8 protein-coding genes and 1 pseudogene are annotated in these 12,867 nt (G+C 69.1%); 5 read left to right on the forward strand and 4 right to left on the reverse strand.

What is annotated here, in order from left to right; translation table 11 throughout:
* Position 1: 1 nt before the first annotated feature.
* A pseudogene (locus ACZ4VI_RS01270) lies at positions 2-211 on the forward strand (substrate-binding domain-containing protein); the annotation flags it as partial.
* A 31-nt stretch (positions 212-242) separates the two neighbouring features.
* On the opposite strand, the gene ACZ4VI_RS01275 reads toward ACZ4VI_RS01270, so the two are convergent.
* On the reverse strand, positions 243-1,409 hold the full coding sequence (locus ACZ4VI_RS01275; RefSeq protein WP_467995513.1) for an aldose epimerase family protein: 1,167 nt from the start codon (positions 1,407-1,409) through the stop codon (positions 243-245).
* 221 nt (positions 1,410-1,630) lie between these two features.
* Here ACZ4VI_RS01275 and ACZ4VI_RS01280 point away from each other — a divergent pair, with 221 nt between their 5' ends.
* The 3 genes from ACZ4VI_RS01280 to ACZ4VI_RS01290 all read left to right on the forward strand — a co-directional run bounded on the left by ACZ4VI_RS01280 (position 1,631) and on the right by ACZ4VI_RS01290 (position 6,527).
* A complete protein-coding gene (locus ACZ4VI_RS01280) occupies positions 1,631-4,207 on the forward strand; it encodes an alpha-L-arabinofuranosidase C-terminal domain-containing protein (protein WP_467995515.1) in 2,577 nt (858 codons plus the stop codon).
* Positions 4,208-4,217: 10 nt separating this feature from the next.
* Positions 4,218-5,291: a glycoside hydrolase family 43 protein gene (locus tag ACZ4VI_RS01285; protein WP_467995516.1), complete on the forward strand. Its 1,074-nt coding sequence runs from the start codon at positions 4,218-4,220 to the stop codon at positions 5,289-5,291.
* Positions 5,292-5,447: 156 nt separating this feature from the next.
* Positions 5,448-6,527: a BTAD domain-containing putative transcriptional regulator gene (locus ACZ4VI_RS01290; protein ID WP_467995518.1), complete on the forward strand. Its 1,080-nt coding sequence runs from the start codon at positions 5,448-5,450 to the stop codon at positions 6,525-6,527.
* Positions 6,528-6,585: 58 nt separating this feature from the next.
* On the opposite strand, the gene ACZ4VI_RS01295 is transcribed toward ACZ4VI_RS01290, so the two are convergent.
* A complete protein-coding gene (locus ACZ4VI_RS01295) occupies positions 6,586-7,245 on the reverse strand; it encodes a cutinase family protein (protein WP_467995520.1) in 660 nt (219 codons plus the stop codon).
* Between the two features lie 168 nt (positions 7,246-7,413).
* Here ACZ4VI_RS01295 and ACZ4VI_RS01300 point away from each other — a divergent pair, with 168 nt between their 5' ends.
* Positions 7,414-9,075 carry a PLL family lectin gene (locus tag ACZ4VI_RS01300; protein ID WP_467996258.1) on the forward strand — a complete coding sequence of 554 codons (1,662 nt, stop codon included), beginning with the start codon at positions 7,414-7,416 and terminating at the stop codon, positions 9,073-9,075.
* Positions 9,076-9,151: 76 nt separating this feature from the next.
* On the opposite strand, the gene ACZ4VI_RS01305 is transcribed toward ACZ4VI_RS01300, so the two are convergent.
* Entirely contained in the window at positions 9,152-10,237 is a 1,086-nt protein-coding gene (locus ACZ4VI_RS01305; RefSeq protein ID WP_467995522.1) for an alpha/beta hydrolase, read from the reverse strand.
* A gap of 31 nt (positions 10,238-10,268) precedes the next feature.
* Entirely contained in the window at positions 10,269-12,767 is a 2,499-nt protein-coding gene (locus tag ACZ4VI_RS01310) for a penicillin acylase family protein (RefSeq protein WP_467995524.1), read from the reverse strand.
* Positions 12,768-12,867: the final 100 nt, after the last annotated feature.

The following is a 12,867-nucleotide window of genomic DNA, read 5'->3' on the forward strand; positions in this document are numbered from 1 at the left end:
CGGTTTCGACGACATACCGGAGTCGGGCTCCTTCCTGCCGCCGCTCACCACCGTTCACCAGGACTTCGCCGAAGTGGGACGACTCTGCGTCGACGGCGTCCTGCGCCAGGTGCGCCGGAGCACGGCGGAGCGTGGCACCACGCTCGTACCGACGCGCCTGGTGGTACGCGAGAGCACGGCGCCGCCGCCGCCCGGGTCGACGAACGGCTGAAGGCTCGCACCACGGCGCAGGATCCGGCACGTCAGCGGGCGTCGAAGGAGTGCACCGTCGTCGAGCGGTAGGTCTGCCCCCGGCGCAGCACCGTCGAAGGGAACGACGGCTGGTTGGGCGAATCGGGGAAGTGCTGGGTCTCCAGGCAGAAGCCGTCGCCCTGGCGGTAGACCTTCCCGGAGGTGCCCGCCAGCGTGCCGTCGAGGAAGTTGCCGCTGTAGAACTGCACGCCGGGCTCGGTGGTCGCGATCTCCATCACGCGGCCGGACACGGGCTCCGCCACGGTGACCACATGCTGCGGAGCGTCGGTGAGGCCTTTGTCGAGCACGAAGTTGTGGTCGAAGCCGCGGCCGAAGAGGACCTGCGGATGCGCCTCGCGGATGTCCCGGCCGATGGGCTTGCCGCTGCGGAAGTCGAAGGGGGTGTGCGCGACCCTGGCAAGTTCGCCGGTCGGGATGAGGGTGGAGTCGACGGGGGTGTAGCGGGACGCGGCGATCCTCAGCGTGTGGTCGAGGATGCTGCCGTTGCCCTCTCCCGCCAGGTTGAAGTACGTGTGGTTGGTGAGGTTCACGACGGTGGTCCTGTCCGTCGTGGCCTCGTACTGGATGCGGAAGTCGCCGCGGAGTGTGAGGACGTAGTCGACCCGGACGCGCAGTGTGCCGGGGTAGCCCATCTCGCCGTCCGCGCTGACGTAGCGCAGGGTGAGGCCGGTGTCCGCTCCCTGCGCGTACGGCTCGACGTCCCACACCCGCTTGTCGAAGCCCTCGTCCCCGCCGTGCAGGCTGTTCGGGCCGTCGTTGACGGGCAGTTGGTGCGTACTGCCATCGAGGGTGAAGGCGCCGCCCGCGATGCGGTTGCCGTAGCGGCCGATGATCGCGCCGAAGTACGGGCTGCCCGCCACGTAGTCCTCGAGGTTGTCGAAGCCCAGCGACACGTTCGCGTACCGACCGCGCCGGTCGGGGATCTCGAGGGCCTGGACGATGCCGCCGTACGACAGCACGCGCAGCCGTGTGCCGCCCGCGGCGACCGTCCAGCGGTGGACGCGTGTGCCGTCGGCCAGGGTCCCGAAGTGCTCCCTCACCGGCCTTCCGCCCACCCGTTCCGCGCCGTCGGCGGCGAACGCCGGGCCCGTCCCCGCGGCCGCTGCCGCCACTCCGGCGGCGCCCGCCGCCATCACCGTGCGTCTGCTGATGGTCATGCCGATCCGACTCCTCTAGGTGGACGTTCGATATTTCGACACACGTTCGAAATCGTGGCGTGACCGTAATGACGCCGCGGGGAGCGTGTCAACGGTCCGTGCGTCATTCATCTCCCGTGGATTTCGGGGGTGTTGACGTGACGTCACCGGGACCGACATTCTTCGGCGAGCGAAATCCCAGACGTTGTCCGATATTTCGAACCACCTGAGGGAGACGCGCCATGACACTCGGCATACCGCGCAGGGGGTCCAGACTCGCCCCCACCCTGAGCGTCCTGCTCGCCGCGACACTGCTTCCGCTTCCCGCCACCGCGTCGAGCGCGCCGGCGTCGGAAGCAGCCGCGGTCGACTACTCGCTCACCGTCGACGCGGCCCGTACCGGCCCCGCCATCGACGACACGATGTACGGCATCTTCTTCGAGGACATCAACCACGCGGCCGACGGAGGCCTGTACGCCGAGCTGGTGCAGAATCGGTCCTTCGAGTACGACACCGCGGACCACCGCTCGTACACCCCGATGACCGCGTGGTCCCCGACCGCGACCGGGGGCGCGACGGGCACCGCGGAGGTCGTGGACGACGACGGCCGACTGGCCGAGCGCAACCGGCGCCACCTGCGGCTGAGGCTCGACGGCCAGACGGGCGCAGGGGCCGGGGCCGGGTTCGGGGTGACCAACTCCGGCCACGCCTCCGGCATGACCGTGCGCGCGGGCGAGACGTACGACTTCTCCGTGTGGGCGCGCACCGACCGCTCCTCCGGCACACCGCTGACCGTCGGTCTGCGGGACGCCTCCGGAGACACGGCCCTGGCCGACCCCCTGCGCATCGCGGTACGCGGAGACCGCTGGACCAAGTACACCGGCACCCTCACCGCTCGTACCACGAGCACGGCCGGCCGGCTCACGGTGACCGCGGGCGGCTCCGGCACGGTCCGGCTCGACATGGTCTCGCTCTTCCCCCGGGAGACGTTCCGCGGCCGCCCCAACGGGCTGCGCAAGGACCTCGCCGAGAAGATCGCCGCACTGAAGCCGGGCTTCCTGCGGTTCCCCGGCGGCTGTCTGGTCAACACCGGAAGCCACGAGGCGTACGAGGCCCCGAACTGGGAACGGCGGCGGTCCTACCAGTGGAAGGACACCATCGGACCCGTCGAGCAGCGGGCGACCAACGCCAACTTCTGGGGCTACAACCAGTCCTACGGCCTGGGGTACTTCGAGTACTTCCAGTTCGCCGCTGACATCGGCGCCATGCCCCTGCCGGTCGTGCCCGCGCTCGTCACCGGGTGCGGCCAGAACCGGGCGACCGACGACCCCGAGCTCCTGCGGCGGCACATCCAGGACACCCTCGACCTGATCGAGTTCGCCAACGGGCCGGTGACCTCCACCTGGGGCGCGAAGCGGGCGGCGATGGGGCACCCGAAGCCCTTCGGCCTGACCCACCTCGCGGTCGGCAACGAGGAGAACCTCCCCGACGAGTACTTCGAGCGCTTCACCGCGTTCCGCACGGCCATCGAGGCCGAGCATCCCGAGATCACGGTGGTCGGCAACTCCGGCCCCGACGACACCGGCCGGACCTTCGACCGCCTCTGGGCGCTGAACCGGGCGGCGGGTGTGAAGCTCGTCGACGAGCACTACTACAACAGCCCGCAGTGGTTCCTGGAGAACAACCGGCGCTACGACTCCTACGACCGCCAGGGACCGAAGGTGTTCCTGGGCGAGTACGCCTCCCTCGACAACCGCTTCTCCAACGCGCTGGCCGAGGCGGCCTACATGACCGGTCTCGAGCGGAACGCCGACGTCGTCAAGCTGGCGTCGTACGCCCCGCTGCTCGCGCGCACGGACTCCGTCCAGTGGCGCCCCGACATGATCTGGTTCGACAACCAGAGGTCATGGGGGTCGACCAGCTACGAGACGCAGAAGCTGTTCATGACCAACGTCGGGGACCACGTCGTCCCCAGCGAGGCCTCCCCCACGCCCGCCACCATCGCCCCCATCGGCGGTGCCGTCGGCCTGTCGACCTGGGCCACCAGCGCCGCGTACGACGACGTCACGGTCACCGCGCCCGACGGCCGCACCCTGTTCGGCGACGACTTCTCGGGCGGTGACGGTCAGTGGACGCGGGCCGCGGAACGCGGTGCGTGGGCCGTCGAGAACGGCGCGTACGTGCAGTCCGACGCCACCGCCGAGAACACGCTGGTCACCGCCGGAGACCCGGCCTGGCAGGACTACGACCTGCGGTTGAAGGCCACCAAGCGGTCCGGGCGCGAGGGCTTCCTGATCGCCTTCGGGGTGAAGGACACCGGGAACCACTACTGGTGGAACCTCGGAGGCTGGGGCAACACCCGCTCGGCCGTGGAGAAATCCGTCGGCGGCGCCAAGCAGACCATGGTCGAGGACGGCACGACGATCGAGAGCGGCCGTGCGTACGACGTGCGGATCGAGGTCCGCGGACGGCACGTCACGCTGTTCCTGGACGGCAGGGAATGGGGCAGCTTCACCGACGACAAGGTGGCCGAACCATTCCGTCAGGTCGTCACCCGCGACCGGGCCACCGGCGAGCTGATCGTCAAGGTCGTCAACGCGCAGGACGCCGCCGCCCGTACGCGGATCGACCTCGGCGGAGAGACCGACGTCGCGCCGGTCGCCCGCCTGACCACGCTCCAGGGCGACCCCGACGCCGAGAACACGTCCTCGTCGCAGCCGATCCGGCCGAGGCGGTCGACGATCGACGGTGTCGACACCGCCTTCACATACACCTTCCCGCCCCACTCGATCACCTTCATGCGGATCAAGACGCACTGAGGAGAACACCATGAACCACAACGACGTCAGCCGCCGAGGAGTGCTCGCGGGCGCCCTGGCCCTGGGTACGGCGGCGGGTCTGCCCGCCGTGGCCCGGGCCGCCGAAGGCCCGGCCGCCGCATCGGCCGGCCGGTACGCCAACCCGCTGGTGCCGCGGCGCGCCGACCCGCACATCCACCGGCACACCGACGGCCACTACTACTTCACCGCCACCGTGCCGGAGTACGACCGCATCGTCCTGCGCCGTTCCAGGACGCTGCAGGGCCTGACCGGGGCAGCGGAAACCGTGCTGTGGCGGAAGCACACCAGTGGCGAGATGAGCGCCCACATCTGGGCACCGGAGATCCACCGCGTCGACGGCCGCTGGTACATCTACTTCGCCGCGGGCCGGGCCGACGACATCTGGAAGATCCGGATGTACGTCCTGGAGAACTCCCACCCGGACCCGTTCCGGGGGACGTGGACCGAGAAGGGGCAGATCACGACGGCCTGGGACACCTTCTCGCTGGACGCCTCCACCTTCACGCACCGCGGCGTCCGCTACCTGACATGGGCCCAGCACGAGCCCGGCATCGACAACAACACCAACCTCTACATCGCCCCGATGGCGAACCCCTGGACGATCAGCGGCCGCCCGGTCCGGCTGTCCTCGCCGACGTACGACTGGGAGACCCGCGGCTTCAAGGTGAACGAGGGGCCCTCGGTCATCGCCCGCAACGGCCGTGTCTTCATGACGTACTCGGCGAGCGCCACCGACAGCAGCTACTGCATGGGACTGCTGACCGCCGACGCCGGCAGCGACCTGCTGGATCCGGCCTCGTGGCGGAAGTCCCCGGCCCCGGTCTTCACGAGCAGCGACGCCACACGCCAGTACGGCCCCGGCCACAACTCGTTCACCGTCGCCGAGGACGGCCGCACCGACGTCCTCGTCTACCACGCCCGCCAGTACAAGGAGATCAACGGCGACCCGCTGCACGACCCGAACCGGCACACCCGCATCCAGATTCTGCGGTGGAACGCCGACGGCAGCCCCGACTTCGGCATACCGGTGGCGGATGCGCCGACCGGGCGCATCCCGCACTGACCGTCGCACGCACCACGTGCGCCGTCCACCGCCTCCCCAGGTGTCCCGGCCCCGCGTGTCACTCCGGATCGTTCCGGATGCCCTGCCCGACGCTCCCCCCTCTACCTTGTCGACGGCGCCCGCCAGACCGACCAGTACGGCGCCGGGGGAGCAGCGATGCCGACGACCACCACCACCGACCGCCCCACGTCCACCGTGCTCGGGCATCAGGAGCGCAGGGTGCTCTCCGCGGTCGGCTGCGGCCTGCGGGACGACGAGATCGCCGCCGCCCTCGCGATCCCCGAGGGCGCGGTGGCCGCACACCTCGCGCGGATCCTCGTGAAGCTCGGTCTGCGCGACCGAGCCGCCGCCATCGTCCACGCCTTCGACTGCGGCCTGGTCGTCCCCGGACGTGGCCCCCGGACGCGGTCGGTGAGCCCGGTGCCGCCGACCGCCGTCGGCCGGGCGGCCGGACCGAAGGTACGGATCTCCGTGCTCGGACCGCTGCGGGCATGGCAGGACGGGCGGCCCCTGGACCTGGGGCATCTCCGCCAGCAAGCCGTACTGGCGGCGCTGGCGCTGTGCCCGGGGCGGACCCTCAGCCAGCAGGAACTGCTCGACGATGTATGGGGGATGGAGCCGCCGGCCGCGAACGTGGTGCCGGTGTACATCTACCGATTACGCAAGGCCCTGCGCATCGGGGACAGCCCGGACTCCGTCATCGAGCATGCCCGGCGTGGTTACCACCTGGTCGCCGGCGCCGTCGACGTGGACGTGGCGCGTATGGAGGCATTGGTCACCGGCATCGGGACGGCCGAGCGAGCGGGCGAACCGGCCGAGGCGGTCCGCCTGTGTGCCCAAGCGCTGGAGCTGTTCCGCGGGGAGCCGCTGGCCGGGTTGCCCGGGCCGCTCGCCGAACTGGAGCGGCTGCGGCTCACCGAGCGCAGGATCGCCATCGTGCAGCGGAAGCTGGAGTGGCAGCTGCGGCTCGGCCAGGACGCGGAAGCGATCGCCGAGCTGTTCGCCCTGTCCGCGGCGCACCCCCTGAACGAGCCGTTGGCGGCGATGCTGATGCGAGCGCTGTACCGCAACGGCCGACAGGCCGACGCATTGACCGTGTACGACCGTGCCCGCCGCCGTCTGGCCGACGACCTGGGGGTGCCGCCGAGCCGGATGCTGCGGCGGACACACCAGATGATTCTGCGCGGTGACGAAGCCGGCCTCGGCTTCACCCCCGTGGCCGGCCGGGTGCGTTGACCGGTGGTGAGGGAATTCGGCCACCGCACCCGGCCGACGAGCTTTCCGCGGCTCATGGTTACCAGGAGGCGGGATACCAGGCGCCGTTGTACCACTGCTCATTGGCGCTGTCGTTGTGGTGATCCATGTTGAAGTCGTTCGGGTAGTTCCTGACGTGGTTGTTCGGGTAGGTCCAAATGCCGGCGGACTCGTCGCAGACGTAGTCCCAGTGGCAGATCGTCTTGACCGGCACGTTTCCGAAGAACCGGTCGGCGCCGGCCAGCGGAGCGCCGACGAAACCGCCGAACGGCACGGCTCCGCCGTTCGCGCCGGGAGGGCCCTGGCGCTTGGGGTCCGCGATGAGAACGGCGTTGACGTTGTCGAACGTCTGCCAGTTCTCGGTGACCCAGATGTGCACCACCGCGGCGCCCAGGGAGTACCCGCCCATCTTGACGTGCTGGTCAGGGCACGCGGCACGCTGGTCGCGGACCAGCCGGTTCAGCTCGTTGACGCCTGCCCGGGCGCTCGCGCCGTTGGGGATCTGGGTGGGGTACCCGACGTGCTGCTGGATGTTGCCGGTGAAGCCGTCGTTGTTCCACGAGCTGCCCGTGCCACCGACGACGATCGTGTAGGTGCCCTCGCACGGAGCCGCCGCCTGCGCCGTGGACCCCTGTGCCACCGAAAGCCCGGCTGTCAGCAGAAGTCCGGCTGACGCGGCCGCGATTTTCCTTGCTCGCATTCGATCCTCCCCTTTTTGGTCGACCTGGTCGGCCTACGCGTCATGACATTGGCAGCGGCCGATGACATCCCGATGAAACCCGCGCGGGGGCGATTCCATCGGCATTTCATCGGTGGCCTCTACTGTCGGCCGCCGATACGAGCGGAGTTCACGACGGAAAGGCACACCATGGCAAGAAGTGGCTTATACCGCGCATTCACCGGACTGGCCATCATGGCCGGAATCTGGGCGCTGGTCATCGGGATGACCGGCTCGGTCGCCATCGCCCGGCCGGGGCCCGTTCCGGGCCCGGGCGAGGACCGGTTGGGCGTCTCCCGGTACTTCAGTGGCCCGGAGGGGATGGCCATTCCGACCGAGCCCTGTGATCCGGCCGGCCCGTCGGCCACCGACGGCATCATGGCCGACCAGCTCAACCCGCAGCTGCGCGCGAAGATGGCCGGCTACCTGGACGCGTACAAGATGTCCTGCGCGCGGATGGTCACGCAGGCGGTGAAGGACAGGGGGCTCAACCCGAGAGCGGCTGCGATCGCCATCGCCACGATCATCGTGGAGAGCAGCATGAACAACTACTCCCAGGCCGTCGACCACACCAGCATCGGGCTGTTCCAGCAGCAGGACTGGTGGGGTACGCGGGAGGAGCGTCTGAATCCGGCCTACGCCACCAACGCCTTCCTCGACGCGATGGAGCAGCAGTTCCCGGGCGGCTCGTGGAACGACGCGGAGATCGGCTACGTGTGCTGGAACGTTCAGCGGCCGAGGGAGGACCTGCGTCACCTCTACGGCATCGAGGCGGACGACGCCACGCTCATCGCCAACGCGCTGTGGGCCGGTACGAGCGGCGGCCCCAGGCACCCGTACGCCTCGGGCCGGGTGGTGTCCGGGCGGTCGGCGGACGGGCGCCTCGAGGCTTTCGCCGCCGGTGCCGATGGCGTGTACCACTCGTGGCAGACCGCGGTGAACGGCACGTGGTCGCCGTGGCGGTTCGCGGGTGGTCCGCGCAACGCGCAGCTGGCGGTGGCGTCCAACGCGGACGGCCGGCTTGAGCTGTTCGCGCTGTCGGACTCTACGTTCGATCACATGTGGCAGACGGCGCCCAGTGCGGGCTGGTCCGCCTGGGAGAACTTCGGCACCGGAGGGTACCGACTGGCGGCGGGCAACAACGCCGACGGCCGTATCGAGGTGTTCGCCTCCAATACCAACGGGGTGTTCCACCGCTGGCAGACCGCGCCCAGCGGCGGCTGGTCCACCTGGGAAGGCGCCGGCGGCGGCCCCGCCAATGCCCGACTCGCCGTCGAGAACGCGCCCGACGGGCGACTCGAGGTGTTCGCGCTGTCGGACTCGACGTTCGGGCATCTCTACCAGACCGGCGTCAACGGCGACTGGTCCGCCTGGGAGAACTTCGGCGGCGGCGGACACGACGTCACTACGAGCTACAACCAGGACGGCAGGCTGGAGGTGTTCGCCTCCAACGCCGACGGTGTGTTCCACCGCTGGCAGACCAGCCCGACCTCGTGGTCGGAGTGGACGGGCACCGGCGGGATCTCCAACGCCGAGCTGACCACCTCGCGGTCGGTCGACGGCCGCGTCGAGGTGTTCGCGATCAACGCCACCACCGCGAGCCACACCTGGCAGACCGGCCCGAACGCGTCGTACGCGCCGTGGGAGACCTTCGGTGGCGGCGGCACCGAGATCGGTGCGGGCAACAACGCCGACGGTCGCGTCGAAGTGTTCGGTACGAGCCACGCGGGCGTCTATCACCGGTGGCAGACCGGGTTCACCAGCTGGTCGGAATGGGCCTGGCTGAACGATTCCGGCCCCGCGATCAACTGACCGCTTCGACAAACGCGCCTGCCGTCGTCCCGCACCGCACCAGCGGTGGACGGGACGACGGCGGGCGCTCGTACGGTCAGGAGGCGAAGGCCCTTTCCAGCCTGGGGATCAGGTCCCGAAGGTCCTCTTCCCAGCAGCCGGAGTTGTGGCCGCCGTTGCACCGGGTGCCCCAGCCGGAGCCGTCGCCGTAGTTGACATAGGAGTAGGACATGCCCAGAGCGTCCATGGCGGCCTTGACGTTCTTGGCCGCGCCGGCGATCCAGAACTCCGGTTCGAGGGGCGAGCCGCCTCCGTCACCCGTATAGATGGAGACCCCGACTCCGCCCTGGGCGAGCCTGTCCATGTGCTGTGACGGGTCGACCTCGTTCCACCGCCAGTCGGCGTTGAACACCGGGTAGGGCGAGCCGAACGCGGCGTCACTGTCCACACCGGGCTTGTACGGGGAGTCGTCGGGGTCGCAGGCTCCGGATGCCGAGCCGCAGATCGCGCCCGTCGCGTCGATGAGGGAGGCGACGACGGCCAGCCGTAGGTCCATGGACCTGGCCGACAGGTCGATGTCTCCGGACAGGGACGCGGTCTGGCTGAACAGGTCAGGACGGACCTGGGCGTAGTGGAAGGCCCCGAAGCCGCCCATGGAGATGCCGGCGATGGCCCGGGCCTTCTTGGTGGCGAGGGTCCGCAGGTTCGCGTCGATGAACGGAATCACCTGCTTGAGGTGGAAGTTCTCCCAGTTCTGGGCACCGGCCTGGGTCTTCTGGTTGAGCCAGTTGGCGTACCAGCCCCGAGCGCCGCCGTCCGGAATGACGGTGATCATCTCGTTCGACATGCTCAGCGCCGGATAGTTCTGCTGGATCGGGTCGTCGGGCGAACCGTGCAGGAAGTACATCACCGGGTAACGCCTGCCCGGGTCGTCGTAGTAGCCGCTCGGCAGAATGATTTTGATGTGCTGCTCGCCCGCGACCTCGGGTGTGGTCACCGTGAGGTAGAAGTCGGTGGCACTTCCTGTCGCCGTGCCGACCTGGGTCAGTCCGAACCCGTTGGTCATCGGTGGCGGCGCGGTGCCGCTGTCGGCGGCCTGTGCCGAACCCGCCGGCGCGACGACGGCGACCGCGGCGATCGTCCAGGCCACCACGATGCGCCACCAGTTCGAGCTTCTTGTCACAGCGTGCCCCCTCGTGAGTGTTTCGGCATTCTCAGTTCAGAACCTTGATCTGCAATTCCGGTGAGGCCGCGATCTGCTCCTCGGTGAACCGCTCGGTGACCCACTGGCCTGCCGAGAACAGCCTGGTCTGATCGGCGTAGTGCGGTGAGTTCGGATTGGCCGACTGGGAGTAGGCCATGACGGAGCGCGCCTGTGGCGGGCCGTCGGCGGTGAAGCGCACCTGCTGGATGAAGCTGGAGCCGAAGACGATGTCCAGCTTTCCGTCGACCTGGCCGGGAGTGATCACGTTCAGCACGCCCAGTTGGCCGAGCGAGCCGTGGATCGGGATCTGCTCACCACCGCGGGTGATCTTCTGGATGTCCGACAGTGGGGCGTTCAGTGGAATGCCCGCCTTGCGCAGCGCGAGAACGGCCCGGCCGAACGCGTCACGGACGGCGGAACTCCCGGAATCCAGCGAGTTGGGCGTGTGCACCGGGTCTTTGGGGTCGAAGGGAACCCGCCACGGCAGTTTCTCGATCCCGTTCCCACCGAGCAGGAAGGACCAGTAGTTCGCGAACAGCCAGGATCCCCGGCTGTCCGCCGAGTAGTCATGGCTCTTCCATGCGGCCAGGATCGGGCATGCCTCGCTGACGTTGACCAGGGTGCCGTCCACCAGAATGAGCCCGAAGGGGACGTTCTGACACATCGTCACCGTGGCGTTGAGGGCCAGGTCGGCCGCCCGGCTGTTGTCGGCGAACAGCAACTGCCCCATGGTCTCCGGTGTGAAGCCCTTGCCCGGCAGGCCGTCGGTGCCGTTGATCCGGTTCTGCGCGGTCAGGATGAGCTCCTGGGTGCGCAGCGACCGGGGCGCGGCGGTGTCGCCCATCACCCGGGGGAAGGACAGCGGCTGCTCGGGGTTGGCCAGCCAGGCGCTGTCGTTGGCGTTGCCCACGAAGTCGGACCGGATCAGGCGCGGCTGCTTGTGCGGGTCGAGGAGACCTGGTGCGACCGCGTTCGGGTCGTCGGGCCAGTCGCACGCGCTGCGCTTGCCGTCGAAGATGGAGATCGGCGGCACGTTCGGCAGCCGTAGCGACTGGTTGAACAGCAGCTGACCGGTCATGGTGAGGCACGACTGCGCGTGCTCGTCGGTGATGTTCGGGGTGGCCTGGATGTCCGCGTACAGGGCGTTGCCCTTGCGGTCGGAGGCGACAGTGTTGAAGAAGGGGACGCCCTGCGTGGTCTCCAGGGTGTTCACCACGTCGTGGACGTCCTTGGCCTGGTCGAGGCGGAACCAGGTGTTCAACGCCCTCAGGTTGTCCATGTTCACGTCGCGCACGGCGTGCGCGCTGACCACCCAGGGCAAGGGCACGCCCTGCATCGACGTGGTGATCGGGCCGTAGCGGGTGGACCACAAGGTCCTGGTGACCTTGCCGATGGAGCCGTCCGCGTTGCGTACGTCGACTCCGACCTGCTGCGAGGTCATCTGCTCCCAGACGCCGTCGACCAGGTACTTGGTGGGGTTCAGCGGATCCACCTGTACGTCGAAGAGACCGAACGGAGCCACCGTGGCGACGGTGTGGCTCCAGGCGACGTCGTCGTTGTAGCCGATGTTCACGGCGGGGAAGCCGAGCAGACTGGCGCCGGAGACGTTGATCTTTCCCGGGATCGTCAGCTGGCTCTGCCACATCCGGTTCTTGCCCTGCCAGGGGAAGTGCGGGTTGGCCAGCAGCATGCTGGTGCCGCCGGACACGCCCTGCGAGCCGACCGCCAACGCGTTGCTGCCCATGCTCTGTTGGCGGCTCACCGCCATCGCGTCACGGATCTTCGCCGCGGTCTTCGCGGCGGTCTTCGCGGCGGTCTTCGCCGTAGTCTTCGCGGGTGAGGACGCCGGTTGTGCGGCGGCGGCCGACGCCCCCGGGGGTGCGGCGTTCACCTGACCGTCAAGGAGGGCGTCGGCGCTGCCCATGATGATCTCGGCGTGCGCGTGCCGGTAGACGTCCAGCTCCGTGATCGGCCGCACCCAGGCCGCACCGCGGCAGGCCGGGTCGGAGATGTCGTTCACGCCGGTCTCGGCCAGGTACCTGTTGTATCCCTGGACGTAGCCGCGAATGGCCTCTTCGACCTCCGGCTCCGGCCCGTTGGGGGCGGGCTGGTCGAGCAGCCGCTCCACCACCCGGTTGTCCTTGATCCGCTGGAAGTACAGGTCGCTGTTGAGATTGGTGGTGGTGTTCTGGTTCTGGCCGGGGCTCGCCTTCCCCTCGGGCCCCAGGTAGCGGGACCTCTGGGCATTGACCATCAGATAGGTGTCGGCCAGGGTGCAGATGTTGTCCTTGGCCGCCGCATATCCGTAGCCCGTTCCCAGATCCTCCCAGTTCGAGGCGATGATGTGCGGGATTCCGTACTCGGTGTAACGGATCGTCGGCTTGTCCGGCCCCGGTTCGGCGGCGGCCGCCCCCGTGGCCGTCGAACCGGTGGCCGCCATCGTGCTCATCACCGCCACCGCGGCCATGACCGCCATCGGCAGCCTCGCTCGTAATCTCCTCCGCGCCATCGGGCCTTCCTTTCCCCTGTCGTACAGGCCGGTCGTCCGAACGCGGCCACGCTAAGGAGGACCGATGAAATCCCGATGATGCCGCCGCACCCCGGGACGC

This window comes from Streptomyces sp. NPDC029169 (genome assembly GCF_055563935.1).

Excerpts from the sequence above, each read along its gene's own strand:
- ACZ4VI_RS01275 (WP_467995513.1), bottom strand. The coding sequence starts at position 1,409 with ATGACCATCAGCAGACGCACGGTGATGGCGGCGGGCGCCGCCGGAGTG.
- ACZ4VI_RS01280 (WP_467995515.1), top strand. The coding sequence starts at position 1,631 with ATGACACTCGGCATACCGCGCAGGGGGTCCAGACTCGCCCCCACCCTG.
- ACZ4VI_RS01285 (WP_467995516.1), top strand. The coding sequence starts at position 4,218 with ATGAACCACAACGACGTCAGCCGCCGAGGAGTGCTCGCGGGCGCCCTG.
- ACZ4VI_RS01290 (WP_467995518.1), top strand. The coding sequence starts at position 5,448 with ATGCCGACGACCACCACCACCGACCGCCCCACGTCCACCGTGCTCGGG.
- ACZ4VI_RS01295 (WP_467995520.1), bottom strand. The coding sequence starts at position 7,245 with ATGCGAGCAAGGAAAATCGCGGCCGCGTCAGCCGGACTTCTGCTGACA.
- ACZ4VI_RS01300 (WP_467996258.1), top strand. The coding sequence starts at position 7,414 with ATGGCAAGAAGTGGCTTATACCGCGCATTCACCGGACTGGCCATCATG.
- ACZ4VI_RS01310 (WP_467995524.1), bottom strand. The coding sequence starts at position 12,767 with ATGGCGCGGAGGAGATTACGAGCGAGGCTGCCGATGGCGGTCATGGCC.